Source organism: Streptomyces sp. DG1A-41 (genome assembly GCF_037055355.1).
Lineage (GTDB): Bacteria > Actinomycetota > Actinomycetes > Streptomycetales > Streptomycetaceae > Streptomyces.
Window position 1 is genome coordinate 1,131,530 of the sequence record NZ_CP146350.1, and the last position, 15,217, is coordinate 1,146,746.

Annotated in this window: 14 protein-coding genes and 2 pseudogenes; 9 read left to right on the plus strand and 7 right to left on the minus strand. The window is 71.8% G+C overall.

Annotated elements, in window-relative coordinates:
* Positions 1–36: 36 nt before the first annotated feature.
* From V8690_RS05305 to V8690_RS05320, 4 genes are all read right to left on the minus strand, one after another.
* Positions 37–1,110: an acyl-CoA dehydrogenase family protein gene (locus tag V8690_RS05305; RefSeq protein ID WP_338776150.1), complete on the minus strand. Its 1,074-nt coding sequence runs from the start codon at positions 1,108–1,110 to the stop codon at positions 37–39.
* Positions 1,107–2,288, minus strand: coding sequence for an acyl-CoA dehydrogenase family protein (locus V8690_RS05310; protein WP_338776151.1), 1,182 nt, complete (start codon positions 2,286–2,288; stop codon positions 1,107–1,109). The genes V8690_RS05305 and V8690_RS05310 overlap by 4 nt, the downstream gene beginning before the upstream one ends.
* Entirely contained in the window at positions 2,285–3,250 is a 966-nt protein-coding gene (locus tag V8690_RS05315; RefSeq protein WP_338776152.1) for an NADPH:quinone oxidoreductase family protein, read from the minus strand. The genes V8690_RS05310 and V8690_RS05315 overlap by 4 nt, the downstream gene beginning before the upstream one ends.
* 127 nt (positions 3,251–3,377) lie before the next feature.
* Positions 3,378–3,950 carry an XRE family transcriptional regulator gene (locus tag V8690_RS05320; protein WP_338776153.1) on the minus strand — a complete coding sequence of 191 codons (573 nt, stop codon included), beginning with the start codon at positions 3,948–3,950 and terminating at the stop codon, positions 3,378–3,380.
* 77 nt (positions 3,951–4,027) lie between these two features.
* On the opposite strand from V8690_RS05320, the gene V8690_RS05325 reads away from it, so the two are divergent.
* The 5 genes and pseudogenes from V8690_RS05325 to V8690_RS05345 all read left to right on the plus strand — a co-directional run bounded on the left by V8690_RS05325 (position 4,028) and on the right by V8690_RS05345 (position 8,793).
* Positions 4,028–4,975, plus strand: a complete 948-nt coding sequence (locus V8690_RS05325; RefSeq protein WP_338776154.1) for an NAD(P)/FAD-dependent oxidoreductase — start codon at positions 4,028–4,030, stop codon at positions 4,973–4,975.
* A gap of 99 nt (positions 4,976–5,074) precedes the next feature.
* Positions 5,075–6,613 carry an ATP-dependent DNA ligase gene (locus V8690_RS05330; protein WP_338776155.1) on the plus strand — a complete coding sequence of 513 codons (1,539 nt, stop codon included), beginning with the start codon at positions 5,075–5,077 and terminating at the stop codon, positions 6,611–6,613.
* Positions 6,610–7,068: an NUDIX domain-containing protein gene (locus V8690_RS05335; RefSeq protein WP_338776156.1), complete on the plus strand. Its 459-nt coding sequence runs from the start codon at positions 6,610–6,612 to the stop codon at positions 7,066–7,068. The genes V8690_RS05330 and V8690_RS05335 overlap by 4 nt, the downstream gene beginning before the upstream one ends.
* A 76-nt stretch (positions 7,069–7,144) precedes the next feature.
* Positions 7,145–8,531: pseudogene (locus V8690_RS05340) on the plus strand (NADP-dependent succinic semialdehyde dehydrogenase).
* A gap of 25 nt (positions 8,532–8,556) precedes the next feature.
* Positions 8,557–8,793 carry a DUF6213 family protein gene (locus V8690_RS05345; protein ID WP_338776157.1) on the plus strand — a complete coding sequence of 79 codons (237 nt, stop codon included), beginning with the start codon at positions 8,557–8,559 and terminating at the stop codon, positions 8,791–8,793.
* 75 nt (positions 8,794–8,868) lie between these two features.
* Here V8690_RS05345 and V8690_RS05350 read toward each other — a convergent pair whose 3' ends face one another.
* Entirely contained in the window at positions 8,869–9,537 is a 669-nt protein-coding gene (locus V8690_RS05350) for a transcriptional regulator (RefSeq protein WP_338776158.1), read from the minus strand.
* Between the two features lie 176 nt (positions 9,538–9,713).
* Between V8690_RS05350 and V8690_RS05355 the strand changes: the two are divergent.
* Positions 9,714–10,145 (plus strand): annotated as a pseudogene (locus tag V8690_RS05355) (type III polyketide synthase); the annotation flags it as partial.
* A 49-nt stretch (positions 10,146–10,194) separates the two neighbouring features.
* Here V8690_RS05355 and V8690_RS05360 read toward each other — a convergent pair.
* Positions 10,195–11,421, minus strand: coding sequence for an acyl-CoA dehydrogenase family protein (locus tag V8690_RS05360; RefSeq protein ID WP_338776159.1), 1,227 nt, complete (start codon positions 11,419–11,421; stop codon positions 10,195–10,197).
* A gap of 172 nt (positions 11,422–11,593) precedes the next feature.
* On the opposite strand from V8690_RS05360, the gene V8690_RS05365 reads away from it, so the two are divergent.
* Positions 11,594–12,238, plus strand: a complete 645-nt coding sequence (locus tag V8690_RS05365; protein ID WP_338776160.1) for a TetR family transcriptional regulator — start codon at positions 11,594–11,596, stop codon at positions 12,236–12,238.
* A gap of 97 nt (positions 12,239–12,335) precedes the next feature.
* Here the strand turns inward: V8690_RS05365 and def are convergent, their stop codons facing one another.
* A complete protein-coding gene (gene def / locus V8690_RS05370) occupies positions 12,336–12,875 on the minus strand; it encodes a peptide deformylase (protein WP_338776161.1) in 540 nt (179 codons plus the stop codon).
* Between the two features lie 159 nt (positions 12,876–13,034).
* Here def and V8690_RS05375 point away from each other — a divergent pair, with 159 nt between their 5' ends.
* Positions 13,035–14,273 (plus strand): MurT ligase domain-containing protein, encoded by a 1,239-nt coding sequence (locus V8690_RS05375; protein WP_338776162.1) that lies wholly within the window; start codon positions 13,035–13,037, stop codon positions 14,271–14,273.
* Positions 14,274–14,296: 23 nt separating this feature from the next.
* The gene (locus V8690_RS05380; protein WP_338776163.1) at positions 14,297–15,025 is read left to right on the plus strand and encodes a glutamine amidotransferase; all 729 of its coding nucleotides are present in this window, start codon (positions 14,297–14,299) and stop codon (positions 15,023–15,025) included.
* Positions 15,026–15,217: the final 192 nt, after the last annotated feature.

Sequence of the window (15,217 nt, forward strand, 5' to 3'; positions counted from 1 at the left end):
GTCGGCGAGGCGTCGGCCAGGTGTGCGTCAGGTGCGTCAGGGGGCCTGGAGGTCCACCAGTCCGGCCAGTGCCTCCCGGTGGGCGCCGGCCGTGCCGTAGGCGATCGAGTCGGCCTTCGCGCGCTTCAGGTAGAGGTGCACCGGGTGCTCCCACGTCATGCCGATGCCGCCGTGCAGTTGCAGTGCCTCCTCGGCGGCGTGGACGGCCACGGGCGCCGCGTAGGCCTGGGCGACGGTGACGGCCACGTCGGCGTCCTGGCCGGTCGACAGGGCGTCGGCGGCGTTGCGGGCGGCCGCGCGGAGGCCCGCGACCTCCAGCCACAGCTGGGCCAGCCGGTGCTTGAGCGCCTGGAAGCCGCCGACGGGCCGGTTGAACTGCTTGCGGTCCTTGAGGTAGCGGACGGTCTCCGTCAGCGTCCAGTCGGCCAGGCCGAGCTGTTCGGAGGCGAGCAGCCCGGCTCCGGCGCGCAGGGCCCGGCGTACGGCGGGTTCGGCGTCGCCCAGCAGCCGGCCGGGCACCCCGTCGAGGGTGACGGTCGCCGGCGGCCGGGTCAGGTCCAGGGAGACCTGGGGCGTGACGGTCGCGGCGGTGGCGTCGACCGCGTACAGGCCGCCGTCGTCGGCGGGCACGAGCAGCACGTCGGCGACGGCCGCGTCCGCGATGCCGGTCAGTTCGCCGTGCAGCAGGCCCTTCTCGTGCCGGACGACCCTGTAGGCGGCGCCCGGTGCGACGTTCAGGGCGACCGCGAGGGCTCCGATCGACGTCCCGGAGGCGAGCTCGGTGAGCAGGTCGCCGGTCCCGCAGGCCAGCAGCGCCTCGGTGGCGACGACCGCGCTCGTGAGGTACGGGACGGGCGCGACCGCACGCCCCAACTCCTCCAGCACCACGGCGGCTTCCCGGTGTGTGGCGCCCTGGCCGTCCAGCTCCTCCGGCACGAGCAGGCCCGCGAGGCCCATGCCGTCGGTGAGGGCCTTCCACAGGGCCAGGTTGTGCGGGGTGTCCGACTCGATGCGGGCGATGACGCCGGGCGCGTCGCAGTGGTCGGCGAGCAGGTCGCGGACGGCGGCACGCAGCGCCTCTTCCTCCTCCGAGTACAGCAAGTCGGTCATCGGGCGAGGTCCTTCCAGGCGACGTCCTTGTCGGTACGCGGTTCGGCGGGCAGGCCGAGAACGCGCTCGGCGACGATGTTCAGCAGGACCTCGCTGGTCCCGCCCTCGATGCTGTTGCCCTTGGAGCGCAGGTAGCGGTAGCCGGCCTCGCGGCCGGTGAAGTCGACCAGCTCCGGGCGGCGCATGGTCCAGTCGTCGTACAACAGACCCTCCTCGCCGAGGAGTTCCACCTCCAGGCCGCTGATCTCCTGGTTGAGGCGGGCGAAGGCGAGCTTCATGCCGGCGCCCTCGGGGCCGGGCTGGCCGGCCACGAGCTGCTGGCGCAGCCGCTCGCCGGTGAGCCGGGCGACCTCGGCCTCGACCCAGAGCTTGAGCAGGCGCTGGTGCAGGTCGTGGGTGCGCAGCTCCGGGCGCTCGCGCCAGGTCTTGGAGACCGGGCCGATCATGCCGCCCTCGCGGGGCAGCCGCATGCCGCCGATGGCGACGCGCTCGTTGTTCAGGGTGGTCTGCGCGACCCGCCAGCCGTCGCCGACCTCGCCGAGGCGGCGGGAGTCCGGGATGCGGACGTCGGTGAGGAACACCTCGTTGAACTCGGCCTCGCCGGTGATCTGCCGCAGCGGCCGCACCTCGACGCCCGGGTCGGTCATGTCGCAGACGAAGTACGTGATGCCCCGGTGCTTGGGCGCGTCCGGGTCGGTGCGGGCGATGAGGATCGCCCAGCGGGCCACGTGGGCGCTGGACGTCCAGACCTTCTGCCCGTTGACGACCCAGTCGTCGCCCTCCCGGACGGCCCGGGTGCCGAGCGCAGCCAGGTCGGACCCGGCGCCCGGCTCGCTGAACAGCTGGCACCAGACCTCCTCCCCCGTCCACAGGGGCCTGAGGTACCGCCGCTTCTGCTCCTCGGTGCCGTAGCCCAGGATGGTCGGCGCGGCCATCCCGAGGCCGATGCCGATGCGCCGCGGGTCGTTGCCGGGCGCCCCGGCCGCCTCCAACTCGGCGTCCACGACGGCCTGGAGGGAACGGGGAGCGCCGAGTCCGCCGAGGCCCTCCGGGTAGTGCACCCAGGCCAGTCCGGCGTCGAAGCGGGCCCGGAGGAAGTCCAGGCGGTCGGTCGAGGCCGGCGGGTGAGCGGCCAGCAAGTCCTGTGTGCGACGGCGCAGTTCCTCGGCGCTGGTCATGCTGCCTCCTCCATGACGACGGCGATCCGGCCCGTGGTCAGCCCGTCCGCGACCTTCTGCACGGCGGTGGCGGCCCCGCCCAGCGGCACGCGTTCGCTCACCAGCGGCTTGATCGCGCCCCGGGCGGCCAGCTCGGTGAGCTGCTCGTGGCAGTGCTGGACCAGCTTCGGGTTCTTGGTGTTGTACAGGCCCCAGTGCAGGCCGAGGATCGAGTAGTTCTTCACCAGGGCGTGGTTCAGCCCCGGGCTGGGGATGGTGCCGCTGGCGAAGCCGACGACCACGATGCGCCCCTCGAAGGCGACGACCTTGGCGGACTGGGCGTAGGCCTCGCCACCGACCGGGTCGTAGATCACGTCGGCGCCCCGGCCGCCGGTGGCCTCCTTGACGGCGGCGACGACGTCCTCGCAGCGCCGGTCGATCACGACGTCGCAGCCCAGCTCACGGGCGACGGCCGCCTTCCCGGCGCCGCCGACGACACCGATGACGGTGGCGCCGGCGGCCTTCCCGAGCTGCACGGCCGCGCTGCCGACCCCTCCTGCGGCAGCGTGGACGAGCAGGGTCTCGCCGGCCTCCAGACCGGCCCGGCGGTGCAGACCGAACCAGCCCGTCTGGTAGCCGATGTGCAGGGCCGCGGCCTCCGCGTCGTCCAGGGCGTCCGGCGCGGGCAGGAGGGCGTCCAAGTCAGCAACGGCGTACTCGGCGAAGCCGCCGTGCGGCAGCACCGGGTTGGCGATCACCCGGCGGCCGTCCTCGGTCTCGCCGCAGATCTCCACGCCCGGGGTGAACGGTAGCGGCGGCCTGACCTGGTACTGGCCCCGGCACAGCAGGGCGTCCGGGAAGTTGATGTTGGCCGCCCGTACCTTCAGCAGGACCTGGCCATCACCGGGCGTGGGCGCTTCCACGTCCTCCAGCCGCATCACCTCGCCCGGCTCGCCGTTCTCGTGCACTTGCCATGCCTGCATGCGGGGCCTCCACGGGACTGCGTCGACTGCGTCGTCTGACCGGGGTCGAGTCGCATACTAAGCGGTCGCTTGCAGATCAGGGAACAGTCTCCGGGGGGACGAGTGCCGCCGAGAGGTATCTCGTACGTCACGACCGCCTCGGCCGCGCCCGCACATGCATCCGCTCCCCCTGCGGCCCGAACAGGCTGAGGAACTCCACGGGCCCCTCCCCTGTCGACCCGAACCAGTGCGGCACGCGGGTGTCGAACTCCGCGGCCTCCCCCGCCGTGAGCACCACGTCGTGCTCGCCCAGCACCAGGCGCAGCTTCCCGGACAGCACGTACAACCACTCGTAGCCCTCGTGCGTACGCGGGTCCGGCTCCTGCCTGCGCTGGGGCTCCAGCACCTTGTAGGCCTGGAGGCCGCCGGGCTGGCGCGTGAGCGGCCAGTGGGTGCGGCCGCCCATCTCGATCGGCTTCGACCGCACCCGCGGGTCACCGGCCGAAGGGACTCCGACCAGCTCGTCCAGGGCCACCTGGTGCGCCCGGGCGATCGGCAGCAGCAGCTCCAGGCTGGGTTTGCGCAGGCCGGACTCCAGCCGCGACAGGGTGCTGACGGAGATGCCGGTGGTCTCGGAGAGCGCCGCCAGTGTCACCTCCCGCTCCTTGCGCATCTGCCGCAGCCGGGGGCCGACGCCCGCGAGTACCTCGTCCGTGGTCATGGCCGTATTGCAGGTTCGGCAAACGCGTTTGTCAATCCCTTGGCAGCAGGCGACTCTCGGCGGTGGAGGTGGTCACCATGACCGAGAAGTACGCGGTGGTCGTCATCGGCGGGGGTGCGGCGGGCCTGTCCGCGGCGCTGGTGCTGGGCCGGGCCAGGCACCGCACGCTGGTCGTCGACGCGGGCGAGCCGCGCAACGCGCCCGCCGCGCACATGCAGGGCTATCTGTCGCGGGACGGGATGCCGCCCGCCGAGTTCCTCGCCGTCGGCCGGGAGGAGATCGCGCGCTACGGCGTGGAGCTCGTGCGGGACCGGGTGGTGGAGGTGGAGAAGGGCGAGGACTTCGCCGTGGTGCTGGCCGGCGGGCGGACCGTGCGGGCGCGGCGGCTGGTCGTCGCGACCGGGCTGAGGGACGAGCTGCCGGCGGTCCCCGGGGTCGCCGAGCGGTTCGGCCGGGACGTGCTGCACTGCCCGTTCTGCCACGGCTGGGAGGTGCGCGACCAGGCATTCGGGGTGCTGGCGTCGAGTCCGGCGAGCGTGCACCAGGCGCTGATCGTGTCGCAGTGGTCGAAGGACGTGCGGTTCTTCCTGCACACGGTCGCCGAGGAGGAGCTGTCCGACCAGGATTTGCGCCGGCTCGCCGCGGCCGGGGTGGACGTGGTGCCCGGCGAGGTCGCGGGCCTGGTGGTGGAGGACGACCGGCTCACCGGTGTCCGGCTCGCTGGGGGTGCCCCCTCCGGGGGAGGTACGACGCACGCCCGCTCCGTGCTGTTCGTCAGCCCGCGCCCCGTCCCGCAGACCGGCCTGCTGGAGAGGCTCGGCGCCGAGCTGCGCGAGACGCCCCTCGGCGCGTACCCGGCGGTCGACCCGACCGGGCTGACGACCGTTCCGGGCGTGTGGGCCGCGGGCAACGCGATCGGCTTCGCCGAGCAGGTCGTGCACGCGGCGAGCGGCGGGTACCGGGCGGCGTCCGCGATCGTCGGGGATCTGCTGATGACCGACCTCGACGCGGCCGTCCGCGAGTAGCGGTGCCCCCCTCCGCGATCACCGGCGGCCGGACGACGGACCGCGTCCCCGCCCCGCCGTCCGGGTGTACAGGCGGCCCCTCCGGTGCACCATGGCTGCATGCTGTTGCACCGGCTGGCCCGAGTGTCCCAGGAGGTCGCCGCCACCTCGGCGCGGTCCCGGAAGACGGCCCTGCTCGCGGAGCTCTTCCGGGACGCGGAGGCGGACGACGTGCCGATCGTCATCCCGTACCTGGCGGGCCGGCTGCCGCAGGGCCGGATCGGCGTCGGCTGGAAGGTGCTGAGCCGCCCGGTCGCCCCCGCCGCCGAGCCGGGCCTGACCGTGCGGGAGGTGGACGCCCTCCTGTCGGAGCTGGCCAAGGTGTCCGGCCCCGGCTCCCAGGCGGAACGGGCCCGGCTGGTCGGCGAGTTGATGGGCGCGGCGACCGTGGACGAGCAGCGGTTCCTGATCGGGCTGCTCACCGGCGAGGTGCGGCAGGGCGCGCTGGACGCCGTCGCGGTCGAGGGACTGGCCCAGGCGACCGGGGCGCCCCCGGCGGACGTACGACGGGCCGTGATGCTCGCCGGCTCCCTCCAGGCGGTCGCCGAGGCGCTGCTCGCGGACGGCCCCGCCGCCCTGGACCGCTTTCGCCTCACCGTGGGCCGCCCGGTCTGGCCGATGCTGGCGCACAGCGCCTCCTCGGTCGCCGAGGCGGTGGACAAGCTCGGCGCCTGCGCGGTCGAGGAGAAGCTGGACGGCATCCGCGTCCAGGTGCACCGGGACGGCGCCACCGTACGGCTGTACACCCGCACCCTCGACGACATCACCGACCGCCTGCCCGAAGTGACGGCGGCGGCGCTGGAGTTGCGGGGCGAGCGGTTCATCCTGGACGGCGAGGTGATCTCCTTCGACGAGGACGGCCGCCCCCGCTCGTTCCAGGAGACCGCCGGTCGCGTCGGCTCGCGCACGGACGTGGCGACGGCGGCACGTGCTGTGCCGGTCTCCCCCGTCTTCTTCGACGCGCTGTCGGTCGACGGCCACGACCTGCTCGACCTGCCGTTCGCCGAGCGGCACGCCGAGCTGGCCCGGCTGGTCCCCGAGCCGATGCGGGTGCGCCGCACGACGGTGTCCGGCCCGGACGACCTGCCCACGGCGGAGGAGTTTCTCGCCGAGACCCTGAAGCGTGGCCACGAGGGCGTCGTCGCCAAGGCGCTGGACGCCCCCTACAGCGCGGGCCGGCGCGGGGCGTCCTGGCTGAAGGTCAAGCCCGTCCACACCCTCGACCTGGTCGTCCTGGCCGCCGAGTGGGGCCACGGCCGCCGCACCGGCAAGCTCTCCAACCTCCACCTGGGCGCCCGCACCGCCGACGGCGGCCTCGCCATGCTCGGCAAGACCTTCAAGGGCATGACCGACGCGATGCTGACCTGGCAGACCGAAAGGCTCCGGCGGCTCGCCGTCGACGACAACGGCCACGTCGTGACCGTACGCCCGGAACTCGTCGTCGAGATCGCCTACGACGGCCTCCAGCGCTCCACCCGCTACCCGGCCGGCGTCACCCTGCGCTTCGCCCGCGTGGTCCGCTACCGGGAGGACAAGCGCCCCGAGGACGCCGACACGGTGGAGACGCTGCTGGCCGCGCATCCGGAGGCGGGCCCGTGAAGCGCAGTGCCGGCCTGTTGCTCTTCCACCACACCGACGACGGCCTCGAAGTGCTGCTCGGCCACATGGGCGGCCCGTTCTTCGCCCGGCGCGACGCCGGGGCGTGGACCATCCCCAAGGGCGAGTACGAGCCCGACGAGTCCGCCTGGGCGGCCGCTCGACGTGAGTTCGAGGAGGAACTGGGGCTGCCCCCGCCCGACGGCGAAACCCTCGCCCTGGGCGAGGTGCGGCAGACAGGCGGCAAGATCGTTACGGCCTGGGCGATCGAGGCGGACCTGGACCCGGCGACGATCGCGCCCGGCACGTTCCGGATGGAGTGGCCGCCGAGGTCGGGACGGCTCCAGGAGTTCCCCGAGCTGGACCGGGTGGCGTGGTTCGGCCTCGACCGGGGCCGCGAGGTGATCGTCAAGGCGCAGGCGGCGTTTCTCGACCGCCTGGCGGAGCACTCGCCCTGAGGGGACGCTCCCGCGTTGCGGTCCCCTCCGCCGCGCGGGAAGGTCGAACTGCAGCCCGCACCGAGGGAGGTCAGCCATGCCCATCGCAACGGTGAACCCGGCGAACGGCGAGACGCTCAAGACGTACGAGGCCATGGGCGAGGAGGAGATCGAAGCGCCGGCTCCAGCTCGCGGAGGCCACGTTCCGCACGTACCGGACGACGACGTTCGACGAGCGCGCCCGGCTGATGAGGAAGGCCGCCGACCTCCTCGACGAGGACCAGCAGGACATCGCCCGTGTGATGACCACCGAGATGGGCAAGCCGGTCCAGCAGGCCCGGGCCGAGGCGGCGAAGTGCGCCAAGGCGATGCGCTGGTACGCCGACCACGCCGAGGAACTGCTCGCCGTGGAGGAGCCCTCCGACACCGACGTGAAGGACTCCGGCGCCTCGCGCGTGCGGGTGCGCTACCGGCCCCTGGGCCCGGTGCTGGCGGTCATGCCGTGGAACTTCCCGCTGTGGCAGGTGGTCCGCTTCGCCGCGCCCGCGCTGATGGCGGGGAACGTGGGCCTGCTCAAGCACTCCTCGAACGTCCCCCAGACCGCCCTCTACCTGGAGGACCTGTTCCACCGGGCGGGCTTCACCGAGGGCTGCTTCCAGACCCTGCTGATCGGCTCCGCCGCGGTCGACGACATCCTGCGTGACGAGCGGGTCAGGGCGGCCACCCTCACCGGCAGCGAGCCCGCGGGCCGCGCGGTCGCCTCCACCGCCGGGGAGATGGTCAAGAAGACGGTGCTGGAGCTGGGCGGCAGCGACCCCTTCGTCGTCATGCCCTCCGCCGACATCGACCGGGCCGCGAAGGTCGCGGTGACGGCGCGGGTGCAGAACACCGGGCAGTCCTGCATCGCCGCCAAGCGGTTCATCGTGCACACGGACGTCTACGACGCTTTCGCCGAGCGTTTCGCCGAGGGCATGAGGGCGCTGAAGGTCGGCGACCCGATGGCTGAGGACACCGAGGTCGGGCCGCTCTCCAGCGAGCAGGGGCTGCGCGATCTGGAGGAGCTGGTCGACGACGCGGTGCGCAGCGGTGCGGAGCTGCTGTGCGGTGGCGAACGGCCGGACGGGCCCGGCTGGTACTACGCGCCGACCATCCTCGCCGGCATCACCCGGGAGATGCGCATCCACCGGGAGGAGGCGTTCGGACCGGTCGCGACGCTGTACCGGGCGGCCGATCTGGACGAGGCCGTGCTGATCGCGAACGACTCGCCGTTCGGGCTGAGCTCGAACGTGTGGACGCGGGACGAGGCAGAGGTGGACCGGTTCGTCCGTGATCTGGAGGCGGGCGGTGTGTACGTCAACGGGATGACGGCCTCCCACCCGGCGTTCCCGTTCGGCGGAGTGAAGCGGTCCGGTTATGGGCGTGAGCTGTCCGGGCACGGAATCCGCGAGTTCTGCAACATCACCACTGTTTGGCATGGTGCGTGAGTGTTGCGGGGCTACGATCCCGTCTGTGAACCGCGAAGTGACTCTGCCTCTGATCGTCGACGACCGCGGGACCTTGCAGGTGGCTGCGGCCGATGTCAGCAAGCTGTTGCGGACGGTGGGGGGTCGATGGGTGCGGCTTGTCGAGGCCGGGGAGTCAGGGCTCGACGAGGACACGGTCGCCGAGTTGGCCATTGAGCTGGCGAAGCTGGCCGATCGGATCGACGTGGCCTGCATCGCGCACAGCAGTGGGGGTGGGACGTAGCAGCGGCGCTGCGGGTGCGTCGTGGCTTGTCGCGCCCACGCGGCGGAGCCGCACGTCAAGTACGGTTCCGCGCCCCTAAAGGGGCATGTCCCCCAGCGTCGACCAGAAGCTCGCCTCGTACACCTGAAGTAGGCGACCGTGTTCGTGTGCTCGTTTCTCGTCGAGACGGCCGGCGTCCAGAGCCGCCTGCACCGCCGCTGTCGCCATCTCGTCCAGCTCGGCGGACGGCTCCGCGAAGAAGTCGAAGAAGGCGCACGCCTCCTGCGTGAAGCCGTAATGGGCACGCAGTGCCTCGGCGATCGTCGTGCAGTAGCCGCCCCACGCGGAGAAGTTGGCGGTCAGGGCCAGGACGACGTCCGCCGGTGAGGCGTTGAGGGCCAGCCAGGCGACGTACGCGGGGTAGGCCTGGCAGCCCGGGAGCGGCTCGTACGCCGCCGTCCGCGTCTCGGTCACGCCGCACGCGTGTGCGAACGACGACAACCGCTCCTCCGCCAGCGCCTCGCCCTCCGCGAGGGTCCTGAAGAAGGCCGCGGCCTCCGGATCGGTCGCGAGGGAGCGCTCCGCAAGATGCAGGAAGGCGCGGCGGTCCGCGGGAATCACCCAGGACTGTTCCAGGGCGAGCGCGGCGAGGGTGGAGCTGGGGGCCTCGCCACGGGCGATCCGGGGGACCAAGGGGTTGGACTGCGGGTCCGGGGCGAGTTCGGCTGTGGTGGTCGTCAGCAGGTCCCGGGCCGTCTGCGTCATCGCGTCCTCCGTCGTGGCGGTGTCAGGACGAGCCTGGCACGGCGTCCCAGATACGAAGTAGTCCGGCGCGAGATCGGCGGCCCGCCGGGGGATCGTGGGTGGACCACCCTCTGGGGCGAACCACGTTCCGACCGGGGGGCGAAGGGCCTTCCGGGAGGCGAAAGCAGGCACGGTACATGGCGACTTTGTGCGGACCCTCGGTGTCGGTTGGAGCACGTGATCACGAGGGAGGAGACGCTGGAGCCGGCGCGTGAGCGCCACACCGACCACCCCCAACCGCCGTCGGCCCTCCGGCTCATCGAGAACGCCGGTGTGCGCACGCGGCACATCGTGCAACCGCGACGACGCCGAGCTGCTCACCACCGGCATCGACCTGATCATCTACGTGTCGTGCACGGGCTTCATGATGCCCTCGCTCCTTCGACCCGACCACCCGGCAGCTGCCGATCGCCCAGCTGGGCTGCGGGGCCGGCGGCGCGGCGATCAACCGGGCCCACGACTTCTGCCCGGCCTGTCCCGAGGCCAACGCGCTGATCGTGGCCTGCGGGTTCTGCTCGCTGTGCTACCAGCCCGCCGACTTCGGTGTCGGCTCGCTGCTGTCGAACGGACGCGCCTGCTGTTCGACGACGGCGGCGCCCAGGCGCCGCTCAGGCACCGTCAGCGGATGGGCACACCGGCGAGGGTGCGCGCGATGACCAGGCGCTGGATCTCGCTCGTACCCTCGAAGATCGTGTAGATCGCCGCGTCGCGGTGCATCCGCTCGACCGGGTACTCCCTGGTGTAGCCGTTGCCGCCCAGGATCTGGATCGCCTGGGCCGTGACGTCCTTGGCCGTCTCGCTCGCGAACAGCTTGGACATCGAGCCCTCGGCCGCCGTGAACGGCTTGCCGTTGACCGCCATCCAGGAGGCGCGCCAGACCAGGAGCCGGGCCGCGTCGATGGACGTGCGCATGTCGGCGAGCTGGAACGCCACACCCTGGTTGTCGATGATCGGCCGCCCGAACTGCTCGCGGGTCTTGGCGTAGTCGAGGGCGACCTCGTACGCGGCCCGGGCCGTACCGACCGCCATGGCCCCGACCGCCGGGCGCGACGCCTCGAACGTGGCCATCGCCGCGTTCTTCACTCGTTCCCCGCCCTGCTTGGCCTTCTCCCGGGCCCGGGCGAGCCGCTCGTCCAGCTTCTCCTTGCCGCCGAGCAGACAGGAGCCGGGGACGCGCACGTTGTCCAGGATGACCTCGGCGGTGTGCGAGGCGCGGATGCCGTGCTTCTTGAACTTCTGCCCCTGGGAGAGCCCCGGCGTGCCCGGCGGGATGATGAAGGAGGCGTGGCCCTTGGAGCCGAGCTCCGGGTCGACCACCGCGACCACGACATGGACGTTGGCGATACCGCCGTTGGTCGCCCAGGTCTTGGTGCCGTTGATCACCCATTCGTCCTTGGCCTCGTCGTACACGGCCCGGGTGCGCATGGAGGCCACGTCGGAGCCGGCGTCGGGCTCGGAGGAGCAGAACGCGGCGACCTTGACATCGTTGACATCGCCGTACATCTGCGGGATCCAGATGCCGATCTGCTCCTCGGTGCCGTTGGCGAGGACGCCGACGGCGGCCAGACCGGTGCCGACGATGGACAGGGCGATGCCCGCGTCGCCCCAGAACAGCTCCTCCATCGCCATGGGGATGCCGAGGCCGGTGGGGTCGAAGTACTGCTGGGCGTAGAAGTCCAAGGAGTAGATGCCGACCTTGGCGGCCTCCTGGATGACCGGCCAGGGAGTCTCCTCACGCTCGTCCCATTCGGCGGCCGCGGGGCGGATCACATCGGCCGCGAAGCCGTGCAGCCAGTCCCGGACCTCCTGCTGTTCGTCGTTGAGCTCCATGGTGAACTCGGCCATGTCGTCCCCTCCAGCGGCACACGTACAGGTTACTTACGGTAACACCAGTCTGTTACCGACGGGTAGCCGAAGTCAACTCCTACCGACCGGTCGGCACCCGTTCGATGTCTGGGGCATCTTTGAGTGTTAGTTTGCGCAGGCGTCATCGAATCAGCACGGGTGGGGAGAGCACATGGACACCACGCAGCGGACCGACCAGCAACGGTCCGCCGACCGCCGACGGCGTGAGCTGCTGGAAGCCGCCGACCGAGTGGTGCTGCGCGACGGTCCGCAGGCCTCGATGAACGCGATCGCCGCGGAAGCGGGGATCACCAAGCCGATTCTGTACCGGCACTTCGGCGACAAGGGCGGACTTTACGCGGCCCTTGCCAAGCGGCACACGGACGCGCTGCTGGACTCGCTGCGGGCGGCGCTGGACGCGCCGGCGGAGAGACGGGAGCGGGTCGAGGCGACGCTGGACACGTATCTCGCGGCGATCGAGGCGCGGCCTCAGGTGTACCGGTTCCTGATGCATCCGGCGGAGGGGAGCCAGCCGGGGGATCAGGGGTTCGATGTCGGCAAGCACAGTGCGCCGTTGTTGCGGCGGATGGGCGAGGAACTCGCGCAGGTCATCGAGGAGCGGCTGGATCTCGGGCCTGGTGGGCAGCAGCTGGCGCGGGTGTGGGGGCACGGGATCGTCGGCATGATGCATGCCGCCGGGGATTGGTGGCTGGGGGAACGGCCTTGTTCTCGCGCCGAGTTGGTGCGGAGTCTGGCTGATCTGTTGTGGGGGCGGCTTGCGGCGGCCGGGGACAGGATGGGCGGTCCGGGGTTCTGACGGTCGTGTTCCGTCTGCCCGCCGGTGGGGGCTGTTCGCGCCCACGCGGCGGAGCCGCATATCGAACACGGCCCCGCGCCCCTGGAGGCCAAGACACTCACCGGCGCCAAGAGGCCCGGGCCACCTGTCGCATCAGCTTGCGGTGGCGCCAGCCTGTCAAGTGGTCCGCGTAGATGCGGCCCTCCACGTGGTCGTACTCGTGCTGGAGGCAACGGGCGAAGAAGCCCGTGCCGTGGATGGTGATCGGGGCGCCGGTCACCGTGAAGCCCTCGACCACCGCGTGATCGTAACGTTCCGTGGCCGCTTCCAGGCCCGGCAGGGACAGGCAGCCCTCCGGGCCCCGGATCACCACTCCGTCCGCCTCGACCAGGCGCGGGTTCACCACGTGGCCGAGGTGCCGGACGTCCTCGTCGTCGGGGCAGTCGTAGACGAAGATCCGCAGCGGCTCGCCGATCTGGTTGGCGGCCAGGCCAACGCCCTGGGCGGCGTACATGGTCGCGAACAAGTCCTCGACGAGGCGGGCCAGTTCAGGGCCGAAGTGGGTGACCTCCGCGCAGGGTGTGTGCAGGAGCGGGTCGCCGTGCAGCGTGAGGGGTCTCACGTGGCCGTGGGCGCCGGGGATGGAGCTGTTTCGCATGGCGGCAAGAGTAAGGTCCCTGTCATTCCGCGCCTCCCGCACGAGTTCACCACAGTGCCGCGGTTCGGGAGTGCTAATGGATCTCGATAGGCTGAGGTCCACACCACGTGGCCGTCAGGCTTCAAGGCGCGGCGCGTACGCAAGGAGGATCGAGAACTGATGGCAGGCAACTCGGACCCGCTCTCGCCGCGGGCCAAGCTGGCCGTGACCGCGGGCAAGGCGGTCGCGGCGGCATCACGCGCCGCGGGGCGCGGCAGCGGTTCGGTGATCGGCGGCCGGGTGGCGCTCAAGCTCGACCCCGACCTCCTCGCCCGGCTCGCCCAGAACCTGGACGTGATCCTGGTCTCCGCGACGAACGGCAAGACCACGACCACCCGGCTCATCGCCGAGGCCCTGCGCGCGGCGGGGCCCGTCGTCTCCAACGCGCTCGGCGCCAACATGCCGGCCGGCATCACCTCGGCGCTCGCGGGCAACTCGGACGCCCGGTACGGCGTGATCGAGGTCGACGAGAAGTATCTCGCCGGCGTCGCCCGGGACACCGCGCCGAAGTGCATCGCACTGCTCAACCTCTCCCGCGACCAGCTCGACCGCGCCGCCGAGACCCGCATGCTCGCCGAGAACTGGCGGGAGGGACTCGCCGGTTCCAAGGCCGTGGTCGTGGCCAACTGCGACGACCCGCTGGTGGTGTGGGCCGCGTCCTCCTCCCCCAATGTGATCTGGGTGGCCGCCGGGCAGATGTGGAAGGACGACGCCTGGTCCTGCCCGTCCTGCGGTGGCGTGATGCAGCGCCCGGGCGACGACTGGTACTGCGGTGAGTGCGGCTTCCGCCGTCCGACGCCGAGCTGGGCGCTCTCCGGCGACCACGTGCTGGACCCGCACGGCTCCGCCTGGCCGATCCACCTCCAGCTGCCCGGCCGCGCCAACAAGGCCAACGCCGCCTCCTCGGCCGCCGTCGCCGCCGTGTTCGGCGTGCCGCCGCAGGTCGCGCTGGAGCGCATGTACCAGGTGCAGGCGGTGGCCGGGCGGTACGACGTCGTCCAGTTCCAGGGCCGTGATCTCAGACTTTTGCTGGCGAAGAACCCGGCCGGCTGGCTGGAGACGTTCTCCCTGATCGACCCGCCGCCCGCCCCGGTCATCCTGTCCGTGAACGCGCGTTCCGCCGACGGCACCGACACCTCGTGGCTTTGGGACGTCGACTACACGCGTCTGACGGGCCACCCGATCTGCGTCGTCGGCGACCGGCGACTGGACCTCGCGGTGCGCCTGGAGGTCGCCGACCAGCACTTCCAGGTCTACGAGAACCTCGATCAGGCCGTGCAGGCGTGCCCGCCGGGCCGGATCGAGGTCATCGCCAACTACACGGCGTTCCAGGATTTGCGCCGCCGGGTCGGCAATTGAGCACGAGACGTCAGGGGACTTTTGTGAGCGACAACCAACTGCGGGTCGTCTGGATCTATCCCGACCTGCTCAGCACCTACGGCGACCAGGGCAACGTCCTCGTCGTGGAGCGCCGGGCCCGGCAGCGCGGCCTGGACGTGGCGCGGCTGGACGTGCGCAGCGACCAGGCGATCCCGACCTCCGGCGACATCTATCTGATCGGCGGCGGTGAGGACCGCCCGCAGCGGCTCGCGGCCGAGCGGCTGCGCCGGGACGGCGGACTGACCCGGGCCGTGGAGAACGGCGCCATCGTGTTCTCCGTGTGCGCCGGCTACCAGATCCTCGGCCACGAGTTCATCAACGACCTCGGCCAGCGCGAGCCCGGCCTCGGCCTGCTGGACGTGGTGTCCGTGCGCGGCGAGGGCGCGCGGTGCGTGGGTGACGTGCTGGGCGACATCGACCCGCGCCTCGGCCTGCCCCCGCTGACCGGCTTCGAGAACCACCAGGGCGTCACCCACCTCGGCCCCACCGCCCGCCCGCTCGCCCAGGTGCGCTTCGGTAACGGCAACGGCACGGGCGACGGCACGGAGGGCGCGTACAACGACACCGTCTTCGGCACGTACATGCACGGCCCCGTGCTCGCGCGCAACCCGCTGATCGCGGACCTGCTGCTGAAGCTGGCCCTCGACGTCAACGCGCTGCCGCCGACCGACGACCGCTGGTACGAGGCACTTCGCAACGAGCGCATCGCGGCTGCGCAGCAGCCTGCGTAGACACAGTTGCGCAGCAGCCTGCGTAGACACAGTCGCGCCTGCGCGGCACCGTGCGTGAAGGCTGCGTCAACATGCTGGTCAACAGCCCGTCTGACGGCACATCCGCACAGGTGAGCGGGGTCGTCCAGCAGGCGGACGCGTGCTTCGGTCAGGCCCCTCGATGCCGCTAGGGTGGCGGGGATTCGAGCCGGA